This is a genomic window from Burkholderia sp. Ac-20365, from assembly GCF_017104715.1.
GTDB lineage: Bacteria > Pseudomonadota > Gammaproteobacteria > Burkholderiales > Burkholderiaceae > Paraburkholderia.
Genome location: NZ_JAAGPI010000039.1, coordinates 52611 through 76479, shown reverse-complemented (window position 1 = coordinate 76479; position 23869 = coordinate 52611). Strand labels below are relative to the sequence as shown.

Here is a 23869-nt window from a genome sequence, read left to right as displayed (position 1 = left end):
CGCGCGTGTGGCGACGCGGGAGTGTGTAGCGGGTGAGGCGCTCAATACGAGCGTGGGCAGCGGGCGTCGAGAAGAGCACTGCCGCAGACAGGACGGGGGCGTTGGGGGCCCGTGGGCAATTACGAGAACTGGCGGTGTTTAGCGGCTTTCTTTTGCCTACTTTTCTTTGCCGCGGCAAAGAAAAGTAGGTGCCGCCCCGCACAGGGGCGACGCATGAAGCAAGAAGGCAAATCGCGGATGCCAGCGAAAGCAAAAGAAAAAAAAGCAAAAAGCAAAAAAGCAAAAAGCAAATCAGAAGGACGTTCCAATCTGAAACTGGAAAACCTGATACTTATCATCCGCATGACGAACAATCGGAAATCCAACAGATAGCTTCAACGGCCCAATCGGCGAAATCCATTCAAGCCCGGCGCCATAGCTATACCGCAAGCCATTCGCACCTGTGCTGTTCCCTTCGTTACCCCAGACATTACCCGCATCGACGAAAGTAAAAACGCGCAGCGTGCGATCCCAACCGGTACCCGGTAGCGGGAAAGTCATTTCCACATTTGCGACCACCATCTTCGAGCCACCAATCGAATCGCCCGTCGACGAATCGCGCGGGCCGAGCGAACTGGATTCATAACCACGCACCGAACCGATACCGCCCGCATAGTAGTTCTTGAAGATCGGATACGCCTTGCCCGCAAAACCATTGCCGTAGCCGGCCTGGAAATTCATCCCGAGAATAAAGCCGCGCGCGAACGAGTAGTAATACTGGCTCTGCACGTCAGTCTTGTAGTACTCGGTTTCACCCGCAGGCGTGCCGACTTCGCCATTGACCTGCAACATATAACCGCGGCTCGGCACGAGCACGCTGTCACGCGCATCGCGCGACCACGCCGCCGTCAGCGGCACGTTATTGACCACGCGGCCGAACTCTTTGACGTAGTCGAGATACGCTTGCGGTGTGGATGAATCGGTATTGAAGCGATCCTGTTCGATGCCCATACCAAAGTAGACGGTATCGACTTCGGAGAACGGAATACCGAACTTCAGGTCCGCGCCGAGCGAGACGATCCGGAAGCTCTCGTCATTGCTGTAATACAGCGGATAGTTGGTGCGGTAATACACATCGGAAATACGCTTGATGCCATCTACGGTGAAATACGGATCCGTCTGCGTGACCGACAGCGTGCGATACGTCTTCGCCGTATTCACATTGACGCCGAGACTCGTGCCCGAGCCGAACACGTTGTCCTGCGTCACGCCCGCGGAGAGCACCACCTTGTCCGACGAAGAAAAACCCGCGCCGAGCGTAATCGCGCCCGTCGGCTTTTCCGTGACCTTCACGTCGACATCGACCTGATCGTTCGAACCGGGAACCGGCACCGTCGTTACGTCGACGTCAGTGAAGTAGCCGAGGCGGCTTACGCGCTCTTTAGAAAGTGAAAGCCGGTTCGAATCGAACCATGCGCTTTCGAGCTGGCGCATTTCGCGTCGTACCACTTCATCGCGCGTGCGCGTGTTGCCTTCCACGTTCACTTGCCGAACATACACGCGACGGCCCGGATCGACCTGCAGCGAAAGATCGACGGTATGCTTGTCCTGGTCGATCTGCGGCACGGCGTTGACGGTCGCGAATGCATAGCCGTATTCGCCCAGTCGATCCACGACCGCTTTCGTTGTCGCGCGCAATCTGTCTTCGGAAAACTTCTCACCCGGCTTGATGCCGACAAGCGGCTTCAGTTCCGCTTCGCGATCGAGCAGATTGCCCGTCAGGCGAATGCCCGTGATCGTGTATGGCTCGCCTTCATGCACGTTGAGCGTCAGATACATCTCCTTCTTGTCGGGCGTCAGCGAGACCTGTGTCGAGTCGATCCTGAACTCCAGATAACCGCGGTTCAGGTAATACGAGCGCAGGCGGTCCAGATCGGCGCCGAGCTTCTCTTTCGAATAAAGGTCGTTCTTCGTGTACCAGGAAAACCAGTTCGGCGTCGACAGTTCCATTTCGTCGCGCAGCGTGCTTTCCGAAAACACGTGATTGCCGATGAAATTGATCTGCCGGATCTTCGCGTTCGGACCTTCGATCACCGAGAAGAGCACCGATACGCGCCCGCTATCCACAGGCGTCGTGGTGGTCTGCACTTCAGCCGCGTAATAGCCGCGCGTGAGGTACTGACGCTTCAGTTCCTGTTCGGCCTTGTCGATCAGCGCCTTGTCGAAAGGGCGGCCGCGCGACAGACCGACGGCACGCAGTGCCTTGGTCAGATTGTCCTTCTCGAACTCGTGAATGCCGGCGAAATCGATCTCGGCAATCGAAGGCCGTTCGACGACATGCACCACCACGACATCGCCATCCAGCGATATATTGACGTCGTTGAAGAGGCCCGTGTCGTAGATCGCACGCACGGCTTGCGATGCCTTGTCGTCGGTGAAGACGTCGCCGCGCTTGATAGGCAGATTGGCGAGCAGCGTGCCCGCTTCAATGCGCTTCAGGCCCTCGAGCCGGATGTCCTTGACGATCACGGAGTCGTCGGCATGCGCGATTGCAGGCGAGAGTGTCGTGGCGCACGCCGTGATCGCACTGGCGATGCAGATAGTTGATGCTCTTTGTTTCATCGAAGCTCTTTTGAGAACGGCACGCGCCTGACTATGGAGAGCCGCGAGTATAGGAATGGGCTTCTTGCGCAGGGTTACGCCAAACTTTCTGAATATTTGTTGCTACGTGAAAGAAAGCCCATGGTGATGAGCAATGGCGTGCGCTGTAGTGGCGATTGCGTGCAAGCGTGGAAAGGCGCAGCTAAGAATCGGTAGGATCGTGGTAACGCGTTGAGAGTGAAGGTGGCGTTATCGTGCCGACTCTACCTACCTCTGGTCCCTTCGCCATGCTCGAACATATCGATCCCGTCGTACTGGTTGCTGTGTTGCGCGCCAGTTCATCGCCGCTCTTCTCCGCCTGGATGGCAAGAGCGTCTTCTTACGAGCCGTGGATCGAAGACACGCGCGTCCATCACCGGCGCGAGGGCGACATGCTGGCTGTCACGGGCGAGGTGCGCCATGTCTGAAAACGCGACACATATCGTCGATTCGATTACCGATCTTCAGATGACGGAAGACGGTCTCTATATGCTGATTCACGGCAATCAGCCGACCACGGCCATTCACCGTTCCGTGCTCGACCATCTGCTCGTCGCGCTGCCGAATGCAATCGAGCATTCGGACCGGCTCATCAACGGCAACGGCAACTCGGCGTTTGCGTATCAGAGCTATGGCTGGGAGATCGGGCGTCTGAACGGTACGCAGACGGCTGTGATCCGCTTCCGGCTCGCTGGAAATATGGGCATTTCCTTCTCGCTGCCATGCGAGCAGATTGCTCCGCTGATCGAAGCGCTGAGCGGCGTCGCCGCGTCCGTTGGGGCGAATGCCGTGCCTGTCAGGAACGACGCCGTGACGTTGCAGTAAGACGCCCGGGACGCATCTTCATTCGGGCCGGCGTCCGCCCGTCAATCAGACGCCACGATTCCGCTTTGATATTCCGCCGAGAAGTCCAGGGCCTTGCGATCAGGCCCATTGCCGCATTGATTTTCTGCCTGCTCGCGCCGATGCCCGCATACGCGCAGCTGGCGGGCGACGCAGCGAGCGCCGAGCGTCTGTCCGACGCATGGAGCTTGCGCCTCGCGCCGCAACTCACCGAAACACCCAGTCAGCCGGATCAGAAACCCGCGACCAATGCACTGGCCGATTCCGTCACCGGCACCGTCGACACCGACATTTCGCTCAAAGGCTCAGCCGAGTTGCGCCGCTATGGTTTCGTCGTGAAAGGCGATGCGCTGCATTACGACGTCGATCGCGATGTAGCCGATGCATATGGCCGCGTGAGCATCGTCTCGAAGGGCGATGTGTTTTCCGGGCCCTATAGCGAACTGCGCGTGAATGCGAGCGAAGGCTTCATCGAACAGCCGAAATACCGCTTCTATCTGAATGGCGGATGGGGCAGCGGCAAGCGCGCCGAACTGCTCGACAACGAGCGCTCGAAGATCGAAGACGGCACGTACAGCACCTGTGCGTGCGATAACCCCGCGTGGTACATCCGCGCATCGCAGTTCACGATGGACCAGGGCGCCAATGAAGGCGTCGCGTACAACGGCGTGCTGTTCTTTCAGAACGTTCCGTTGCTGGCCAGCCCATGGATGTCGTTCCCGCTCGATGGGTCGAGACGCAGCGGCCTGCTGTCGCCGACCTGGTCGATCAGTTCGAAGAACGGCGTGGACATCACGGTCCCTTACTACTTCAACATTGCACCCAACTACGACCTGACGATTGCACCGCGTTACATGTCGAAGCGCGGCGAGATGCTGAGCGCGGACTACCGGTATCTGACTGACTCTTCCGCGGGCACACTGACGATCGCCTACCTGCCCAACGACATCACGACGCACGAACGCCGCTATTCGATCGACCTGAACCACGTCTGGACGATAGGCTCGGGCTTCGCCGCATACGTCAATTACAACCGGGTGTCGGACGCGAATGTGTCGACCGATCTCGGATCGGGCAGTGCGTTTCCGACCAGTTCGACCACGCTGTATCAGCAGGAAGCGGGGCTGACGTACAACAACGGGCCGTGGTCGGTGCTCGCGCGCGAGCAGCACTGGCAGTCCTTTTCCAGCGATACGACCTACAACCGCGAGCCGCAGCTCAATGTGCGCTACAACCGGTATAACGTTGGCGGCTTCGACTATGGTTTCGAGGCGGACGCCACGCGTTTCACGCTTTCATCGGACGACGCGACGCAAGGCACGCGTTTCGTGTTCAATCCTTTCGTCAGTTATCCGATCGTGCGGCCCGGCTGGTTCTTCACACCGAAGATCAAATGGCACTTTGCGTCGTACGATCTCACGTCGATCGCATCGGACGCGCCTGCGGGACAACCGCGAAATGTGAACGTCAATGTGCCGACCTTGAGTCTCGATTCGGGGATGACATTCGAGCGGCCGGTACGCATCTTCGGCAACTCGTATATCCAGACGCTGGAGCCGCGGCTCTTCTACGTCTACACGCCGTATCGCAACCAGACCTACGTTCCGCTCTTCGACACGTCGGAAGCGGACTTCGGCCTCGGCGAACTCTTCAGCGATAACGCGTTTGTCGGCAACGACCGTGTCTCCGATGAAAACCGCGTCACGGCTGCGCTGACGTCGCGCCTGATCGACGCCGCCACGGGCGACGAACGCGCGCGTTTCGTGATTGCGCAGCGCTACGATATCCGTCAGCCGCGCGTCACGCTCTACGACACGGAAGACACGGCGAACGTCGCGCGAACGAGCCTGATTGCGGGCAGTTCGTTCAAGGTCGGTGCGGGCATTAACGTGGAAAACGCGGTGCAGTACAGCCAGTCGAACAACTATCTGACGCAAGGGTCGGTCGGACTGGCGTGGTCGCCCGCGACCGCGCATGTGCTCAATATTGCGTACCGTTACACGCGCGCCAACACGACGCTGGATTTTCAGCCGGTGAACCAGTTCATTGTGTCAGGGCAATGGCCGTTGGCGAAAAACATATCGAGCGTCGCGCGCGTCAACTACGACATGAGCACGCACCGTCTGATTGCGGGGCTGCTGGGGCTGCAATACGACGCGCAATGCTGGTCGCTTTCGCTCGCCGCGGAGAAGTACACGAACGCGACAGGGAGCACGTCGCCGAGCACGGGCACGCGCGTTTTGATGCAACTGCAACTGAAAGGCCTGTCGCGCGGCGATCGCGGTTTGCTGGATCAGTTCAAGGCTGACGTGCCCGGCTACTCGTCGACGCCGTCCGACGAAGCACCTGTGTCGCGCTTTAGCGAATATCAATGACAACGCGAGATCGACGAAATATTGTGTAAGAAACGCGCGAACACACACGCGTGTTTCATACAGGAATTTGATGCAGTATGTGACGCTTCGTGAAGACGTCACACCGCCATGCAAGTCGCCGTCTGTCTGACCTCGTTCAATCGTACCGATTGTGCGCGTATTTCGATGGAGATCATCAAGCTCAACTGGCCGCGCAAGTGGCCAGTCGTGCATGCCTCCGCCGATCCCGCTTACACGCGGTACATCGAAGACATTCTGGTGCTGCGCGATCCGAAGCCGTTGACGCGCGGCGCGCACGATCTGCTCGTTGCGTCGATTGAGGCAGCCGTCACGAAACTGAAGGCAGATTACGTGATTCATCTCGAAGCCGATACGTGGGTGTTCGACCAGAACGTGATCGTGCGCTATCTGGAGAAACTCGAAAGGTCTCCGCATGCGCTCGTTGCGGCGTCGTCGTGGAGCACCGACCGCGTGCCCGAGTGGGCCCGTTCGCACCACACCGCCCGGCGTCTGCGCGCGCGCCTCGCTCCGTGGTTGAGACGCTGCGGATTGCGTTACGGCATACGCGACCGCAACTCCCTGTCGACGCAGTTCTTCATCGCGAAGACTACGCCGGCGATGCTCGACGTCATCCGTGCGTTGCGACCTGGCGATACGGACATTCTGGAAAAGATGCTGTATGAAGGCGTGATTCGCCGCTTCGGCCGCCGCGCCGTGCTCGGTATGAGCGAGCGTGAACCTGTGCACCCGAATTTCCGCGACGTCTGCGAACCGTTGAGCCTCGTTTGCCATCACTGGCCGAGCGCGGCGGACGCACCGCATCACGATCCATTCGATCGTCTGCACGGCAAGAAGGAATGGCTGCAAGCCGCGAATCTGCACACGCACGGGCCGCACATGAAGCGTCTCATGTACGATGCGGACCTGCGTTACTACAACGGCGATGCGAAGCGCACAGGTTGACAAGGCTTCCTGATTCTTTATTGCGTAATGCGTTGATGCGTTTCAGGCGGTTTGATCGCGGCCGCGCAGGTCATCGCAATACGCGACGCTTTCGGCGTAACAGTTGGAAAGAAAGCACACATCCTGTGTGACAGACGCAAATCTATAATGCCCTGCGATCGCGTTCGTCGAGGCGCGATCCCGGGTTCACGTCATTTATCGAGAGCAACAACCATGCAGCACGGCAACGAGTCGGCTTTGAGCGTAGCGGTGACTACTTCACCGGCGTTGGGCGACTCGCTGCTGCTCATGACCGTCGCGCGCAATCTGCAGTTGGGCGGCAGGACAGTGACCGTCTTCAGCCAGCAGATGCATGCACTGCGCGCATGGTTTCCCGGCATCGACATTCAACCGGCGTTGCACGAAGCCGAAGCCGACGCCATGCTGCGTCCGTTCGATACCGTCATCCAGCTTCACGCCGATCGCCCCGTGCCGAGCTTTGCACAGCGCCATCCGCATGCAATCGTACTGGAGCACCTCTTTCGTGCACGCTCGACAGAAGCGCTGGCGGGCCGTCTTGCGCAATTCTGCCGCGAGTCGCTGCATCTTTCTCACGCGCAAACGAACAATGGTCTTGCCGCGCCAGCCGGTTTGATTCATCGCAAGCACCGATTGCGCGTGGCGATTCATCCGACAGCCAGCACGCCCGACAAGCGCTGGCTCGCGCAGCGCTTCGTGCGCCTCGCGCTCAGGTTGAAAGCGCGGGGCTTCGAGCCGCATTTCGTCGTGACCGATGAAGAGCGCGGCGCCTGGGAGCATGTGCAAAAGCACGGCATCGGTTTGCCGCGTCTCGGCACGCTCGATAACGTCGCCGCGTTCATCGTCGAAAGCGGCTGGTTCATCGGCAACGATTCGGGCATCGGCCATCTTGCATCGTGTCTTCAGGTGCCGACGCTGTCGCTGTTTATGCGCCGCGGCATCGCGCGCACGTGGCGGCCCGGGTGGGGCGCGGGCAAGGTACTGGTCGGCGGCGCGTGGCTGCCCACTGGCCGGCTCAAGGAGCGGTGCTGGAAGTACGCGCTATCGGTGCGCCAGGTGCTGCGCGCGTTCGATCAGCTTCAGCGCGAGGTGGCCTGACGTGGACGCGAAACTGCCCGAGAGTGTCCGCGTAGCTTCCATCAGGCGCGCTGCGTTCGTGATGTCGAATGCGATCGGCGATTCACTGGTTTCGATGGTGATCGTGCAGAACCTGCGTGCACACGGGATCGACGTTTGCGTATTCGGCACGCCGATCTACGCGCTGCGCCACTGGTTCCCACATGTCGAGATTCATCCGCTGCCGCGTGAAGCGGAGTGCGCCACGCGCCTCGAAACATTCGACGCCGTGCTGCAGATGCATCGTCATCAGCCCTTTGCGCAGCTTTCCGCCGCGCATCCGCATGTGATCGATCTGCACGATATCGAATACAACGACGCGGATGGCTGCATGGCCGAACGCTTCGCGCGGTTCAGCCGCACATATTTCGGCATTGCTTCCGGCACGCTGGACAACGGCATCACGGCGCCCGCGACGCTGAAGCATCGGCGGCACCGGCATCGCGTGGTGATTCATCCAGAAGCGAGCACCGACGACAAACGCTGGTCGCGTGAGCGCTTCATCGCGCTGGCAAAACGCCTGCAGGCGCTCGGCTACGAAGTGTGTTTCGTGATCGCGCCGAACGAGCGCGCGCGCTGGACAGAACTGGAACGGCACGGCATCGCGGCACCCGCATTCGACGATCTGCACGCGCTTGCGTGCTGGGTGTACGAATCGGGCTGGTTCATCGGCAACGACTCGGGCATTGGCCATCTGGCGTCGAACCTGTCGATTCCGACCATCAGCCTGTTCCGCCGCCGCGCTGCCGCTGCGCGCTGGCGGCCCGCATGGGGCACGGTGCGCGTCGTGTTGCCGTGGCAATGGATTCCCACTGCGCGGCTGAAGGAAAAGTACTGGCGCGAGGCGCTGACGTGTCGACGCGTTGTCGCTGTGTTCAGGCAATTGGCGGAGCAGGGCTAGAGAACGCGCGATGTGTCCTGACATCGAAAGCGCGATGACTTGCCGGCGCCATTTGTGAAGTTCGAAGAAGAAGCATGAAAATCGGATTGTCGTGCAATGCACTGAAGTACAGCGGGGGCCTCGAACGCTATGCGATCGAGGTGACGCGGGGACTCGTCGCGGCGGGTATCAAGCTGGCCGTGTTCGGCCGCGCGTTCGATCCGAAGCTGCCCGAAAGCCGGCTCGTCGAGCCGCACCGCATCAATGTATCGTTCCTGCCCGGCAAGTGGCGCGACGAATGGTTCTCGCGTCGTCTGAGCGCGATGCGGCGCGACGCGAAGGTCGACGTGCTGATCGGCTGCAATCGCGTCGAGGCGTCGGAAATCGCGATTTGCGGCGGCACGCACCTGGGCTTTCTCAGCGCAACGGGGCGCGCACCGTCGTTCTTCGATCGCCGGCAAATCTCGCTGGAGCGCCGCCAGTATCGGCGCGCGCGCTTCGTGGTCGCGCATTCGCCGCAGATGCGCGAAGAGTTGCGCGAGCTGTATGGCGTTGATGACGCGAAGATCCGCGTGCTGTATCCGCCCGTCGACAATGGCCGCTTTTCGCCCGTCGCCGACGACGAGCGGCGCGCATTGCGCAAGCGCATCGGTTTCGCCGACGATGAAATCGTGCTGCTGTTTCCGTCGAGCAGTCACGAGCGCAAGGGTTTGCCGCTGATCGAAGCGGCATTGCGCGATCTCGATCTGCCCGTTGTGGTCGCGGTGGCCGGAAGGCCACCCGAGCGCACGTCGAAGCGGCTGCGCTACATCGGCTACGTGAACGCGATGGAAGACGGCTACCGCGCGGCGGACTACACGATTCTCGCGTCGAGCTACGAGCCGTTCGGTCTTGTCGGCGTGGAATCGGTGATGTGCGGCACGCCTGTGATCCTGTCGTCGAATATCGGCTGTCACGATGTGATCGCACCGCAGGCCAGGCTCGTATTTGCGCCGAACGATGTAGACAGTCTGCGCCGCGTGCTCACGGACGCCGTACGCAGCGCACAGGAAGCGCCGCGTTCGCAGCCGGCTTTCGCGCGCGATGCGGTGCTGTACGACCCGTGCATCGCGCGTCATGTGGCGGATCTGCTGGCGCTGGCGGATCAGGTGGGCGCATCGCGCGGATAGCTTACTTCGCCCTGGAAGCTCTTTCCTGTCCCGGCGTGATGTGAAAGGTCTTGCGATAGCAGCGCCCGAGATGCGAAGCGCTGGCAAAACCGCACTGCATGGCGATGTCGAAGATAGACGACGTCGATTCGTGCAGCAGTTTTTGCGCGGCTTTCAGACGCAAGTCGAGATAGAACTGCGACGGTCCCATATTGAAGTGCCGTAGCCACATACGTTCGAACTGGCGCGGTGAAATGCCGACCAGCGAGGCGAGCGTCTGCACGGGCACCGGCCGTTCGATGTTCTGTTCCATCAGTGTGATCGCATTGACGATACGGCGGTCTTCGATGCCGTAACGCCACTGGATCGCCATTTTCTGACTCTCCTGCGATGCGCGGATACGCGTGTGCAGGAACTGGTCGGCGACATCGGCAGCGAGCCGATGGCTGTGCGCCCGGGCGATCATGTCGAGTACCAGGTCGATCGCGGCCGTGCCGCCGCCGCAGGTAAGCCGGTCGCCGTCGATGCAATAGAGGTCGCGTGTGACCGTCAACGACGGAAACTCGTCGGCGAGCGCCTTCAGCGCTTCCCAATGGATCGTGCAGCGGCGCTTGTCGAGCAGTCCCGCGCGCGCGAGGATCATCGTGCCGAGGCTGATGCCGCCGAGCGGCTTGCCGCTTGCAGCATAGCGGCGCAGAAAGTCGAACACCGGTTCGCTGCGGTAATTCTCGACGCCGATACTCGCCACGACGAACAGTTGATCGACAGCAATCGACGATGTCATTGCCGCTTCAGGCAACAGCGAAAACCCCGAACTGGACGACACCGGCTCGCCGTCGGCGCTGATCAGATGCCAGCTGTACAGCGGTTTGCCGCTCATCCGGTTGGCGGCGCGCAGCGGCTCGGTGGCCGAACTGAGCGCCATCATCGAGAAGTTCGGCACCAGAAAAAAGCCGATGCGCTGCGTGACGACGGGGCGTTCGTCCGCCACGCTGTCTGCGACTGCTGCGCCCGCGGCGCGCCGCTCCAGATGAAGCGCGGCCGCAAGCTCCGGCGTCTCCTTGATCTTCCTGCGCATGTCCATGCTGCATTAGCCTGAGTAGGTGGACTGTCGCATATCGCGTTGCGCGGGTCCATCGCATCGTGCGATGTCAGCCGCCCGAGTAGTGCGGCGTGCGTTTCTCGAAGGTCGCGGCGATCGCCTCGCGATGATCCGCCGTGCGATGCACGATCCCCTGAAAGGCCGCCGACAGTTCGAGCAGGCTCGGCAGGTCCATCCGCTGACCTTCGCGGATCAGGCGCTTGCTCATACGCAGCACGTTGGGCGGATTGCTCGCGATGCGCTGCGCGAGTTCGAGCGCGGTGGGCAGCAGTTCGGTGTCGGGCACGACACGCGACACGAGACCCCAGTCGAGCGCGCATTGGGCGTCGATCGGCGTGCCCGTGAAGATCATCTCCGCCGCGCGCGACAGGCCCACCACGCGCGGCAGCAGCCACGCACCGCCATCGCCGGGAATGATGCCGACCTTCGCGAAACTCTCGGCGAAGAGCGCGCTTTGCGCGGCGATGCGGATATCGCACATCAGCGCGAGGTCGCAGCCCGCGCCGTGCGCCGGTCCGTTGACCGCGGCGATGCAGGGCACATCGAGTTCATGAAACGCGCGCGGAATGCGCTGGATGCCGCGCCGATAGTTCTCGCGTATCTGCGCCGAGTTGCCGCCGAACGTGCCGACCTCGTCGCGCATGTGCTTGATATTGCCACCCGATGAGAACGCGGGGCCCGCGCCCGTCAGCACGATGGCGCGCACGTTTATGTCGGCTTGCGCGCGTTCGAGGCTCGCGACGAGTGCATCGACCACTTCCATTTCCGTCAGCGCGTTACGCGTTTCCGGGCGGTTCAGCGTGATGATCGCGACGCCCTCATTCAGTTCATACAGTACCGGTTCATTCATGATTACGTTCCCGTTCGCAATTGATCGTGCACTTGTTCGTGGGCCTGTTCGTGTGCCTGTTCGTGTGTCACCCACGCCGCCAGTTCGCGCCGCAGCACCTTGCCGCTCGGATTGAGCGGCAGCCTGTCGACGAACAACACTTTCTTCGGCCGCTTGTACGGTGCAAGATCGTCGCTCGCCTTGCAGAACGCGATGATCGCGTCTTCCGACAATTTCGCGTCGCTGCGCACGACGAAGGCCGTCACGGCCTGGCCCCACTTCGCATCGGGCACACCGATCACGGCAGCTTCCTGAACACCGGGGCAGTGATACAGCACCTCTTCGACTTCGCGTGGATAGATGTTTTCGCCGCCGGAGACGATCATGTCGTCGGCACGGCCGTGAAAGTGGAAATAGCCGCCTGCGTCGACGCTAAAAAGATCGCCTGTATAGAGCCAGCCGTCGCGGAATTTCTTCGCGGTTTCGACCGGATTGTTCCAGTAGGCGCGCGCCAGTTGCGGACCGCGCACGATCAATTGGCCAACTTCGCCCGGCGCGACGCACTCCGTTGCCGGCACCGCGCGCTCCGGGTCGTTCGTGACGATGCGGCATGTGCTGATCAGGGTCGGCTTGCCGCATGAGCCAAGCCGCGAGAGCGCGTCGCGCGGATGCAGCAGCAGCGTCAGACTCGCCTCCGTCATCCCGTAACCGTTGTAGATGTTCGCGCAGAATTCGTCGATCACGCGTTGCATGGTCGCGGCGGGAATTGCGGCGCCGCCCGTCGTAATCATGCGCAGGCTGCTGTGATCCGTCTGTGCGAATGCGGGATGAAACAGCATGTCCTGAATCTGCGTCGGCACGGCAAAGAGTGTCGTGATCCGATGCTGCGCGATCGCCGCAAGCGTGCGCTGCGGGTCGTAGCGCGGCAGCACGATATTGGCCGCGCCCACCATCAGATGCGGAATGAAATACGCCTGCATGCCGCCGACGTGATACAGCGGCGCGATATGTAGCGCGGAATCGGTGCTCGTCAGGCTGTACTCCATCACGCAGTTGCTGGCGATGGCGACGTCGTTGCCGTGCGTATGGATCGCGCCTTTCGGGCGGCCTGTCGTGCCCGACGTGTAGACGAGTGCGGAGATGTCGTCGGATGAGAGCGTGGGCAGCGGTGCATCGCGATGGCGCGTGCTGTCGATCAGTGCGTCGAAGTCGTGATGATGCAGCGGCGCGCTGGCATCGGCGGATTCTTCGCCGTGTCCCGTCACGCACACATAGATGCGCAAGTCGGGCAGCGCGTGCTCGATCTTCGCGACGACGGGCAACATCGTGTCGTCATAGATCAACGCGCGTGCGCCGGCATCGCGAAGAATGAACGCCGCTTCGTTCGCGGACAGACGATAGTTCATCGGCACGGCAATCGCGCCGAGCAACTGGCACGCGAGATACGCGGTCGCGGTTGCATCGGAGGTCTTCTGGAAGATCGCTACGCGGTCGGTCTGGCGCACGCCGAGATCGAACAGCGCCTGCGCGAGGCCGCGCACGCGCACGTCCCATTGCGCGTACGTGTAGCGCGTGCCGCCGCAGACCAGCGCGAGCCGGTCGGGATACTTCGCGACCGTGTTTTCGAACAGCGAGGTGATGGTCAGCATGATGGAAATGGAATACGTTCAGAGGTTGATCTTGAGGTCGGGCAGATCGCGCGAAGCGATCAGATACTTCGCCATTTCCGACGTGCCGCCGACAATGGTCAGCGCGCGCGCGTCGCGATAGAGCTGTTCGGCGCGGCCGTATTCTTTCGTCAGCCCGTCGCCGCCGAGTATCTGCACGGTTTCGTTGACGCAGAAGTTCGCGGTCTCCGTCGCGACGAGCTTGGCCATCGCGGCTTCCTTCATCAGCGGCTTGCCGTCGATGCCCGCGTCGTACATCTTCGTCGCGCGATAGGTGATGAGTTCGGCGGCGTCGATGCGCCAGCTCATCTGCGCGATCTTGTCCCAGATAAGCTGCTTGCAGCCGAGCAACTGGCCGAAGGTCCTGCGGCTTTGCGCATGCTCGCGGGCAATCGTGAACGCGCTGCGCGCAACGCCGAGACCCGAGCCGCCGAGAATCGCGCGCTCGAAATTGAACATGCCGCGCATGATCCCGAAGCCATCGCCCGCTTCGCCGAGCAGATGATCGGCGCTCACGCGGCAATCGTCGAACTTCACTTCGCCGACGATGCAGCCGCGCCGCCCCATGAACGTGTAGTTGCGCGGAAAGCTGATGCCGCGCGCGTCCTTCGGCACGGCAACGGCGGTGATGCCGGGTTTCTTGCCGTCTTCGCGCGGCGTGATGCCGTACGCGATATACACGTCCGCCACCGACGCGTTCGAGATATAGCGTTTGAAGCCGTTGATCACCCATTCGTTCGTGCGCGCGTCGTATTCGACGCGGGTTTGCATGTCGGCCGAATCGCTGCCCGTGCCGGGCTCAGTCACGCAGATCGCGCCAATCGCGCGACCATCCAGAATCGGTTCGAGGTACGTGTCGCGCACCTTCGCGCTGGCATGGCGATGCAGCGGATACGCGCAGCTCAATGCCGTGGCGATGGTGGTCTCGAACGCGTAGTTGATCGTGGAGGCTTCTTCGGACAGGATCGTCGCGTGCGTGAGTCCGGGCTTGCTGAGCGGGCCGCGATAGAGGTCCGCGAACATGAGCCGCAGATAGCCCGCTTCGCCGAGCGCGCGCACCACGTGCCGGACAGCGTCCCAGTCCTGACGGTCTTCGATATCGGCGGCGCGCGGCGCGAGTTCGCGCTGCAAAAACGCGCGCACTTCGCGGCGAAACGCGCGGTCTTCATCGGTAAGGAGAAAGTCTTGCATGACGTGCGTGGCTCAGTTCTGAATGGATTGGCGCGTGACGCGGATGCCGCGCTCGGCGAATACGCGTGCATCGCGTACGGTCGGCAGCAGAAAGCGCGCTTCGCGCAGCGCTGCATAGTCGAGTTCGCCGGTCACCAGTTCTTCGCCGGTGTTCGAACCCGTCGCGATGGTGTTGCCGAACGGATCGAGAATGCGCGAGCCGCCCCAGAAGCCGAGCATGCCTTCCGTGCCGACGCGGTTCGTCATGACGACGGGGACGCCGTACGTCACCGCATAGAAGCGCAGATTGAGTTCCCATGACGACGGATTGTCGAATCCGCCGCCGACCGCTTCGCGCGCCGAACTGATGGGCGCGGCGAGTAATGTGACACCGTCGCACATGAGATCGTGCACGAGGCCCGGATTCCATAGATCGTTGCAGATGGGCGTAGCAACGCGCCAGCGGCTGTCGATATCGAATGCGCCGAGTTGCGCGCCCGGCGCGTAATAGAGGCCGTCGCGCAGCTTGCCGTAGGTCGCGAGCTGCACCTTGCGATGCACATGCACGATCCGCCCGCGCATCACCGTCGCCTGGCTGTTGTAGAACTGGCCGCCGGATGCTTCTTCGATGAAACCGAACGACGTGTGCATATCGACGCTGGCTTCAGCGAGCGCGGCCAGCGCGTGATGATCGAGCCGCATCGCGAGCCGCAAGGCGTCTTTTCCGGCGCTATGGCCGCATAGCGACAGTTCCGGGAAGAGCAGCATCGACACGCCCTGTCTGCGTGCTTCGTCGATCATGCGCAGATGCTTCGCGAGATTCGCGTCGATGTCGCCATACGAGCTGTCGATCTGCGCAGCGGCCACTTTCAGCGTGCTGTTGCGTGCCGTGTCGAAAGAAGGGGAAGGCATAGTCTTGTCTCTCAGGTTGGCCGGGGTCGCGTTACAGCAGGCCCGCATCCTTCAGGAAGCCATGCGACACTTCACTAAACGATTTCTTCTGCACATCGACGGATGCATTCAGGCGCGCCATCGTCGGCGCATCGAGCTTCGCGGACAGTGCATTGAGGATTGGGCCGAGCTTCGGGTTTGCATCGAGCGTCGCCTTGCGGATCACGGGCGTCAGCGCATACGACGGGAAAAAGCCCTTGTCGTCCTTGAGAATCACGAAGTTGAACGCGGGCACGCGGCCATCGGTTGCGAACACGAGCGCGATATTGACCTGACGGTCTTTCAGCGCCTGATACGTGAGCCCCGAATCCATCCGCTTCACTTCGTCCTGCGAGAAGTCGAAACCATAGAGCTTTTGCAACGGACGCAGACCGTCGGGGCGCGCATAGAATTCCGAGTTGCAAGCGAACGTCAGCGTCTTGCCTGCCTTGATCGCTTTGGCGAGGTCGCTGAGCGTGACGATGCCGAGCTTCTTCGCCTCGTCCTGATTCATCGCGAACGAGTACGTGTTATTCGCACGCGACGGATCAAGCCACACGAGACCTTTCGCTGCATCGAGTTCCTTCACTTTCTTGTAGGTCTCTTCGGGCGAAAGCCGGTCGTTGATCTTGTTGTACGTGATCAGCGACGTGCCCGTGTATTCCCAGTACACGTCGACCTGTCCGTTTTCCTGCGCCTGGCGCAGCACCGCGCTGCCCATGCCGTCTTTTTTCGTGACGTTGAAGCCCTTCGCCTGCAGCAGTTCCGTTGTCATTTCCGCGAGCAGCTGCTGCTCGGTAAAGTTCTTGCCGCCGACTACGACACCCGCCGCCGCGCACGTGATTGCCCAGGAAGAGGCAAAAGAAAGGGCGACGAGCGCGCAAGCCCGCTTGAAAAAGGCAGTGTTCATGATGTCCTCGAAGAAACGCGTGTGCGTGTGATTGAGCGAGTGGTGTGACTCAGCGTTGTGGATTGACGCCGCGCGACACGAGATGCGCCTGCATCTGGCCGACGAACAGGTCAGTGAGAATCGCCAGTAGCGCAGTGGGAATCGCGCCCGCCAGCAGCATCGAAAAATCGTTCATGTCGATGCCCGTGAAGATCAGCTCGCCCAGTCCGCCGCCGCCAACCAGAAACGCGAGCGGCGCGGTGCCGACCGTGATGGCGAGCGCGGTGCGAATGCCCGCGAAGATCACGTAAAGCGCGTTCGGCAATTCGACGCGCAGCAGAATCTGCGTCGGCGTCATGCCCATGCCCGTCGCCGCTTCGATCAGCGGGCGCGGTACCGCACGCAAACCTTCGAGCGTGTTGAGCACGATGGGCAGCAGCGTCGCGACCCACAGGCCGAAGATAGACGGCCAGCGTCCGATGCCCAGCACGCTCATCGCGAGCGCGAGCAATGCGAGCTTCGGCACGGCCTGGCCTATGTTGAGCGTTTGCAGCAGGACTTGCGCGAAGCGGGCCTGCTTGCCCGTCGCGCGCGACAGATACACGCCGAGCGGCACGGCGACGAGAATCGCGAGTCCGCCTGCGATGGCGACCATCGTCATCTGTTGAATCGATTGATAGACGATGTCGCTGCGATACTGGCCAATCGATTCGAGCAGCGAGTCTGCACGCGCAAGCGAAGGCGCAGCGCATGCCGCGAACGCGGCGCCGGTTGTGAAGATCGTTTTCATGCGCGTGTCTCCGCCGGCAGGCGCAGCATGTCGACGATGCGTTCCTGATTCACGTAGCCAATGAAGCGGCCATCGTCGTCAACGGTAGGGAGCCACGACTGACCGAGCGCGAACATCGACGAAATCACGCTGCGCAGATCGTCGCCTTGACGTGCAACACCTTGCACCGGGTTCGCGTGTGCGGCCATCAGCTTGCCGTCGATCGTGCGCAGGTCGGTTGCGCTCAGATAGCCTTGCGGTTTGTCGGCGGCATCGAGCAACACGATCTGTTCGACGCCATGCTGTTCGAGCAAGGCCCGCGCACGTTCGCTGCTTTCGCCGATGCGCGCCGCGCATTGGCACGCCGAGAGCGCGTCTTTCGCGCGCACCAGGCGCAAGCGCTTCAATGCGCGGTCCGCGCCGACGAAACCCGCAATGAACTGACTCGCGGGCCGCGCGAGTATCGTGTCGGGCGTATCGAACTGTTCGAGCCTGCCGCCGCGGAAGATCGCGATGCGGTCGGCCATCTTCACGGCTTCGTCGATATCGTGGCTGACGAACATGATCGTCTTTTTCACCTGCTGCTGGATGCGCAGGAACTCGTCCTGGATCAGTTCGCGGTTGATCGGGTCGATCGCGCCGAACGGTTCGTCCATCAGCATCACGGGCGGATCGGTGGCGAGTGCGCGAGCGACGCCAACGCGCTGCTGCTGGCCGCCGGAAAGATCTTTCGGATAGCGCGACAGATAGATGGACGGATCGAGCGCGACGATTTCCAGCAACTCGGCCGCGCGCCGCTTCGTCTTCGCCTTGTCCCAGCCGAGCAGGCGCGGCACGACGCAGATGTTTTCCTCGACGGTCATGTTCGGAAACAGACCGATCTGCTGGATCACGTAGCCGATCTGGCGGCGCAGTTCGACGACGTCGAATTCGTCGGTATCGCGGCCGTCGATGAAGATCTTGCCCGAGCTCGGCTGGATCAGACGGTTGATCATCTTCAGCGTGGTTGTCTTGCCGCAGCCCGACGGGCCGAGCAGCACGCAGATTTCGCCCGCGCCGACTTCCATGTCGATGCCGTCGACCACGGGGGCACTCGCGCCTTCGTAGCGCTTCGTGATGTTGGAGAGCTTGATCATGGTTATTGCGCGTGACGTGGAGATTTGCGGAAGGAAGCCCATGCGCCGAGACGCAGGGCGAGCGTGGCGGTGCGTGACGGGCTGCGCAGGCCTTTTGGTGTGAGCAGGCGCTGCACCCAGGCGAGGCCGTAGTCGGCGGCAATGGCGAGCACGCTGACGAGAATCGCGCCCGCAATCAGCTGGCGCGGGTCCGATTGCGAAATGCCGCGGCTGATCAGCTTGCCGAGGCCGCCCGCGCCGATATACGCAGCAACCGCCGCAATGCCGACGTTGATGACGACGGCCATGCGCACGCCCGCCATGATGATGGGCAGCGCAATCGGAATCTCGACTTTCCACAGGCGCTCGCGCGTCGTCATGCCGATACCGCGCGCGGCTTCGCGCAACGCGGGGTCGATGTTCGTGATCGCCGTATATGTGTTGCGCACGATGGGCAACTGCGAATAGAGAAACAGCGCGATGACGGTGGGCAGGAAGCCGATGCCCTGGCCGATCACGGAAAGCACCGGGATCATCAGGCCGAACAGCGCGACGGACGGAATCGTCATCACAATGGCAGCGGCGTACAGGACGATCTTCGCGGCGCGCGGACTCGCTGTGATCGCGATGCCGAGCGGCACGCCCGTGAGGATCGCGCAACCGACACCGACGCCGACGATCTCGATGTGCTCGACGGTCAGCCGGGCAATGGACGCCAGGTTGTCGAGGATGAATGCAAGGGTTTCCACGTTGTCTCCGGTTTCGCTTTTACGGCTCTTGCGGGCTCTATGTCAGGCGCGTTTCGCAGCACCTGGCCTTGAGCAAAAGATAGCCGCACAAAATCGCAAAGCCTTCATCTGCAATCGACTTCGTTTGTCACAAATGCGACATCGCAGATTTTGTGTGACGCAATTCCCTTATGGATTAAGGGTTTGGCGACGTAACGATAAGGGTTATCCCCGGTCTCAAAGCGACAGGGCGGCTATGTGACAGCGTTCTGGATGGAGGTCGAGACGCGTCTTCGCGGCGCGGCGGCGCGCCGTGAAGTGCAAAGGATCGAAGCGGGGGAAAGAGCGGGCTAGCGCGCGTCGGCAACGCGCCGCGTCGCAGGCGTCCTGCGCAGACTGCGCAGTGTGAGCGCGGCAAGCGCGCCCATTACGACAGCCGTGAACAGATAGAGCCCGGCAGGCCCGGCCAAGGCCATCATCGCCGAAGCGAGCGTCGGCCCGCCGCTCGCGCCGAGCGAAAAGATCAGCAGCAGGCCGGCGCTGACGGCGATGCGCTCGTCGGCGGGAATGCAGTCGTTCACATAGGACGTGACGACGCCGTACATCGAGAACGCGACAGCGACGTACAGATAGCCGACTGCCTCGATCAGCATGCCGTCGCGCAACATGAACAGCAACACGCTCAGCGACCCGGCGAGCACGGCGAGGCATAGCAGCACCTTGCGCCGGTCGAACAGATCGGCGAGCCGTGCGACGGGCCATTGCGGCACCAGTGCCGCGAGCAGCGCGAAACCCATGAAGTGCGATACGTCCGGCACCGAATAGCCGACGCGCCGCATGAACACCGGCTGCATCGTATAGAACGCGCTATTGAGCAGGCCCGCCGCGAGGCACGCGGCGACGCCCAGGGGCGCCCATCGGTAGATGGTCCGCAGGCCCGACAGGCCACGCGCGAGCCGCGAACCGCCCGAAGCGCTCGCATGCGAGCCGTGTGCGGCGACGGGGCCGGGCGCCGTGCCCGCCAGCGCAACGGGAATCAGCGACGCCGTGAACAGCGCGGCGACGGCGCTGAACAGTTCGAAACCCGCCGGATCCGCAAGGCCGATCAGAAACTGGCCGATGCCGACGCCGAGATAGTTCGTGATCAGGTAGGCGGAGAACACGCGTCCGCGCTGCGCGTTGCTCGCCACCTGGTGCAGCCAGCTTTCGACCACCGTAAAAATGCCGACAAGGCAAAAGCCCGTGATGAAGCGCAAGGTCACCCACACGGCGTCGGCATCCCACACCGCGTAGCCGAGCGAGCAACAGGCGGACGCCGCCGCAAAGCTGACGAACGCGCGATGATGGCCGACGCGCCCGATCAGCGAGCCGCCATACACCGCGCCCAGCATGAAGCCGACGTAGTACGCCGACTGCACGACGCCGACCACGATCGAAGGTGCCTGTTGCTGGATCAGCCGCAGTGAGATCAAAGTGCCGAGCAGGCCGTTGCCCGTGATGAGAATCGCGTAACCGAGCAGCAGGATCGCCGTGGCGCGCAGGCTGCTGGCGGGCGGCGCCGGCGCGGGAACGGGCGCGACAGGAGCACCGATGGCCGCCGCGCCGTCGACGAGATCGGCGAGCGGTTGCGAGTCATGCAGGGAGAATGCGCCGCACGGCGGGGTCGCCGGATCGTGTGCCTGTTTCATTCGTGCTCAGTGTGGTTCGTCTCGCGCGGCACCCGGATTGCGACGTTGTGCGGGCCTGGTTTCGTCGAATGTAGCGGGCAGTTGTGGCGCTGGTATAGCACGAAGGCGACATCGGCATGGCATAAAACGACTTTCTTGCGTGCTGGTCGCTCTGCGCGATCTCCACGACGGCGCTACCATGAGCGCTCGCTGTGCGTTGAAGCGGCGCCCAGGCCGCGTAATGATCGCCCGTCAAAGGAGCCGCCGGTCATGCTGAAGCACGTGAGCACCGAACTGCTGGACATCGCCTACGAAGAATCCGGTCACGCTGACGGTTGGCCCGTCGTGCTGATGCACGGCTTTCCCTACGACATCCATGCGTACGACGAGGTATCGCCGTTACTCGCCGCGCAGGGCGCGCGCGTGATCGTGCCGTATCTGCGAGGGTACGGGCCGACGCGCTTCCTGTCGGCGGACACCGTGCGCTCCGGCCAGCAGGCCGCGCTCGGCGCCGATCTGCTCGCGCTGCTCGACGCGTTGAAGATCGAAAGCGCGCTGCTTGGGGGCTACGACTGGGGCGGGCGCGCGGCGTGCATCGTCGCGGCGCTTTATCCACAGCGCGTGCAAGGGCTCGTCACGGTCAACGGCTACAACATCCAGAACATCGCCGCGTCCGGCAAACCTGCGTTGCCGGAAAACGAAATGCGTCACTGGTATCAATACTATTTTCACGGCGAGCGCGGGCGCGCGGGCCTCACGGAAAACCGCCGCGCACTGTGCCGTCTGCTCTGGACGCTGTGGTCGCCCACATGGCGTTTCGATGACGCGTGCTATGCGCAGACCGCAGCCTCGTTCGATCACCCCGATTTCGTCGATGTCGTCATTCATTCGTACCGGCATCGCTATGCGCTGGTGGACGGCGACCCGCGTTACGACGCGATGGAACGGCAACTCGCAGCGCAACCGCCCATCACCGTGCCGACGATTGCGCTCGACGGAAGCGCCGACGGTGTGATGGGTATCGATGGGACGGCCCATCATGCGCCGCATTTCACCGGGCCTTATGAATTTCGTGTGATCGACAACGCGGGACACAATCTGCCGCAGGAAGCGCCTGCCGCGTTCGCCGATGCTTTGCTCGCAGTGCGATCGCGCGCATGACTAACATGCCTGTGCTTTCTGCGGTCTTCGATCCAGGCGCGCGCAGCGTGTGGTAACTTTTGACGCTTCGATTACCGACAGAAGAGCGTTGCTTATGAAAGTCGCCGTGATGGGCGCGGGCGCGGTGGGCTGCTATTACGGCGGCATGCTGGCGCGCGCGGGACATGAAGTCGTGTTGATCGGACGCCCGCAACACGTCGAGGCGATTGCGCGCCACGGCTTGCGCCTTGAAACTCAATCGTTCGACGAACACATTCCCCTCGCCGCGAGCACGCAGGCGAGCGCGGTGCAGGGCGCGCATGTCGTGCTGTTCTGCGTGAAGTCGACGGATACGGAAAGCGCGGCGCTGGAAATCAAACCGTTTCTTGCGCCGGATGCGCTCGTGCTGTCGTTGCAGAACGGCGTCGAAAACGCGGACGAAGTACGGAAGGTCGTGTCGCAGCCGGTGGCGGCTGCCGTCGTCTACGTCGCAACGGAGATGGCCGGGCCGGGACATGTGCGGCATCACGGGCGCGGCGAGCTGGTGATCGAGCCGTCGAAAGCGAGCGCCGAAGTTGCGCAGACGCTGATCGCAGCGGGCGTGCCCACCGAAATCTCCGACAACGTGCGCGGCGCGTTATGGGCGAAGCTGATCCTGAACTGCGCATACAACGCGTTGTCGGCGATCACGCAGTTGCCGTATGGCCGGCTCGTGCAAGGCGAAGGCGTGACGACCGTGATGCGCGATATCGTCGACGAGTGTCTTGCCGTCGCGAAGGCGGATGGTGTGACGATTCCCGGCGACGTCGACCAGGCCGTGCGCATGATTGCCGAAACGATGCCGGGACAGTATTCGTCGACCGCGCAGGATCTGTCGCGCGGCAAGCGCAGTGAAATCGATCACCTGAATGGCCTGATCGTGCGACGTGGCGAAGCACTTGGCGTCGCCACGCCGTCCAACCGTTTGCTGCATACGCTCGTCAAGCTGATCGAAAGCAAATAGCGCGGGCTGCTGTCAGAGCTATCCGGCATTCGCCAGATAGTCGAACGCGACCTCACCGATATCGAGCGTGAGATTGGCGACGACCTGGCGCGCGCCGACCACGCGCCGCACGGGTAGATCCGCAACGGGCGCGAGCGCGTGATGCCGCAATTCGAGCGCGGCGGGCCCCGCCCACGCGCCGAGTACGGTCACGTCGCGCAGAAAGAAACGCACCAGTTCGCACACGCGCGCCGTGCCGTCCACGTGCGGTATCACCTTCAGCAGATAGTTCGGCGTGTCGGCGAGTTTGGCGCGCTCGGTTTCCATATCGAGCGTCCAGTGCTTGTAGCCCATCGTGCCCGTTGCGATGCGCTGCGTGCCGTAATCGAGCGTGCCGAGCAGCGTGTCGTTGCCGTCCACGCTGATATGCGGACGGGCGAGTTTCTTCGGAAAGCCCCATATTTCGCGGCCCGCCGCGATTGGCCCTTCGTCGTCGAGATACATCGAATGCGTGTAGTTGCCCAGGCGGCCCTCTGCGTCGCGCACGGAAATGACCTGGCCGCTTTCGGTGTAATCGCCGAATCCGGATGAGTCGGGCATGCGGATGAACTCGTAATGCACCAGCGCGTTTTCCGGCTTGAGCGGTGCCGGCACGGCGGCGGCGATCGCGTCAGGATCGGATTCGTACGAAATAATGAAGTACTCGCGATTCACAAATCGAAACGGCGGACGCGGAAAAGCGGGATTGTGTACGGGCATCGCAAACGCATTCTTGCGGATCGAATCCAGGTCCATGGACGTTCTCCCGGTAGGCAGCGCACACTGCGCGCGTCAATAGTAAAGCGATTGTGCGCGCAGTGGTGTTTCCATTCGATGGCAATGTGAGTGCGCCCGTTTCTGGTGCTTCGGCGCTACGAAA

At 62.1% G+C, this 23869-nt stretch carries 21 protein-coding genes; 9 read left to right on the top strand and 12 right to left on the bottom strand.

Translation table 11 applies throughout. The features are described from left to right. Window positions 1-291: 291 nt before the first annotated feature. On the bottom strand, window positions 292-2601 hold the full coding sequence (gene bamA / locus G3O01_RS37580) for an outer membrane protein assembly factor BamA (RefSeq protein ID WP_205812110.1): 2310 nt from the start codon (window positions 2599-2601) through the stop codon (window positions 292-294). Window positions 2602-2834: 233 nt separating this feature from the next. Here bamA and G3O01_RS37575 point away from each other — a divergent pair, with 233 nt between their 5' ends. The 7 genes from G3O01_RS37575 (at window position 2835) to G3O01_RS37545 (ending at window position 9983) form a co-directional block, all read left to right on the top strand. Then, the gene (locus tag G3O01_RS37575) at window positions 2835-3047 is read left to right on the top strand and encodes a hypothetical protein (protein WP_346779251.1); all 213 of its coding nucleotides are present in this window, start codon (window positions 2835-2837) and stop codon (window positions 3045-3047) included. Continuing rightward, window positions 3040-3444, top strand: a complete 405-nt coding sequence (locus G3O01_RS37570; RefSeq protein ID WP_205812103.1) for a hypothetical protein — start codon at window positions 3040-3042, stop codon at window positions 3442-3444. Before G3O01_RS37575 ends, G3O01_RS37570 begins: the two co-directional genes overlap by 8 nt. A 140-nt stretch (window positions 3445-3584) precedes the next feature. Continuing rightward, a complete protein-coding gene (locus G3O01_RS37565) occupies window positions 3585-5837 on the top strand; it encodes an LPS-assembly protein LptD (protein WP_241024619.1) in 2253 nt (750 codons plus the stop codon). A 108-nt stretch (window positions 5838-5945) separates the two neighbouring features. Then, on the top strand, window positions 5946-6800 hold the full coding sequence (locus G3O01_RS37560) for a hypothetical protein (protein ID WP_205812101.1): 855 nt from the start codon (window positions 5946-5948) through the stop codon (window positions 6798-6800). Window positions 6801-7013: 213 nt separating this feature from the next. Next, on the top strand, window positions 7014-7916 hold the full coding sequence (locus tag G3O01_RS37555; protein ID WP_205812099.1) for a glycosyltransferase family 9 protein: 903 nt from the start codon (window positions 7014-7016) through the stop codon (window positions 7914-7916). Between the two features lies 1 nt (window position 7917). Continuing rightward, entirely contained in the window at window positions 7918-8835 is a 918-nt protein-coding gene (locus G3O01_RS37550; RefSeq protein WP_205812097.1) for a glycosyltransferase family 9 protein, read from the top strand. Window positions 8836-8909: 74 nt separating this feature from the next. After that, window positions 8910-9983, top strand: a complete 1074-nt coding sequence (locus G3O01_RS37545) for a glycosyltransferase family 4 protein (RefSeq protein WP_205812095.1) — start codon at window positions 8910-8912, stop codon at window positions 9981-9983. Window position 9984: 1 nt separating this feature from the next. Here G3O01_RS37545 and G3O01_RS37540 read toward each other — a convergent pair whose 3' ends face one another. From G3O01_RS37540 to G3O01_RS37495, 10 genes are all read right to left on the bottom strand, one after another. Next, complete coding sequence (locus G3O01_RS37540; protein WP_241024611.1) at window positions 9985-11040, bottom strand: GlxA family transcriptional regulator; 1056 nt, start codon at window positions 11038-11040, stop codon at window positions 9985-9987. 73 nt (window positions 11041-11113) lie between these two features. Further along, a complete protein-coding gene (locus G3O01_RS37535; RefSeq protein WP_205812091.1) occupies window positions 11114-11914 on the bottom strand; it encodes a crotonase/enoyl-CoA hydratase family protein in 801 nt (266 codons plus the stop codon). A 2-nt stretch (window positions 11915-11916) separates the two neighbouring features. Beyond that, complete coding sequence (locus G3O01_RS37530; protein WP_241024610.1) at window positions 11917-13542, bottom strand: long-chain fatty acid--CoA ligase; 1626 nt, start codon at window positions 13540-13542, stop codon at window positions 11917-11919. Window positions 13543-13560: 18 nt separating this feature from the next. Then, on the bottom strand, window positions 13561-14751 hold the full coding sequence (locus G3O01_RS37525; protein ID WP_205812089.1) for an acyl-CoA dehydrogenase: 1191 nt from the start codon (window positions 14749-14751) through the stop codon (window positions 13561-13563). 12 nt (window positions 14752-14763) lie between these two features. Then, window positions 14764-15642, bottom strand: a complete 879-nt coding sequence (locus tag G3O01_RS37520) for a nitrilase-related carbon-nitrogen hydrolase (protein WP_205812087.1) — start codon at window positions 15640-15642, stop codon at window positions 14764-14766. 31 nt (window positions 15643-15673) lie between these two features. Continuing rightward, window positions 15674-16570, bottom strand: coding sequence for a glycine betaine ABC transporter substrate-binding protein (locus tag G3O01_RS37515; RefSeq protein ID WP_205812086.1), 897 nt, complete (start codon window positions 16568-16570; stop codon window positions 15674-15676). 49 nt (window positions 16571-16619) lie between these two features. Continuing rightward, a complete protein-coding gene (locus G3O01_RS37510; protein WP_205812084.1) occupies window positions 16620-17339 on the bottom strand; it encodes an ABC transporter permease in 720 nt (239 codons plus the stop codon). Continuing rightward, window positions 17336-18454: an ABC transporter ATP-binding protein gene (locus G3O01_RS37505; RefSeq protein ID WP_205812082.1), complete on the bottom strand. Its 1119-nt coding sequence runs from the start codon at window positions 18452-18454 to the stop codon at window positions 17336-17338. The genes G3O01_RS37510 and G3O01_RS37505 overlap by 4 nt, the downstream gene beginning before the upstream one ends. A gap of 2 nt (window positions 18455-18456) precedes the next feature. Continuing rightward, window positions 18457-19182 carry an ABC transporter permease gene (locus tag G3O01_RS37500; RefSeq protein ID WP_205812080.1) on the bottom strand — a complete coding sequence of 242 codons (726 nt, stop codon included), beginning with the start codon at window positions 19180-19182 and terminating at the stop codon, window positions 18457-18459. 329 nt (window positions 19183-19511) lie between these two features. Next, entirely contained in the window at window positions 19512-20849 is a 1338-nt protein-coding gene (locus tag G3O01_RS37495; RefSeq protein WP_205812078.1) for an MFS transporter, read from the bottom strand. Between the two features lie 249 nt (window positions 20850-21098). On the opposite strand from G3O01_RS37495, the gene G3O01_RS37490 reads away from it, so the two are divergent. Next, window positions 21099-21989 carry an alpha/beta hydrolase gene (locus G3O01_RS37490; protein ID WP_205812076.1) on the top strand — a complete coding sequence of 297 codons (891 nt, stop codon included), beginning with the start codon at window positions 21099-21101 and terminating at the stop codon, window positions 21987-21989. A gap of 94 nt (window positions 21990-22083) precedes the next feature. Beyond that, entirely contained in the window at window positions 22084-22971 is an 888-nt protein-coding gene (locus tag G3O01_RS37485) for a 2-dehydropantoate 2-reductase (RefSeq protein WP_205812074.1), read from the top strand. Between the two features lie 18 nt (window positions 22972-22989). Here the strand turns inward: G3O01_RS37485 and G3O01_RS37480 are convergent, their stop codons facing one another. After that, window positions 22990-23745 (bottom strand): acetoacetate decarboxylase, encoded by a 756-nt coding sequence (locus tag G3O01_RS37480; RefSeq protein WP_205812072.1) that lies wholly within the window; start codon window positions 23743-23745, stop codon window positions 22990-22992. Window positions 23746-23869: the final 124 nt, after the last annotated feature.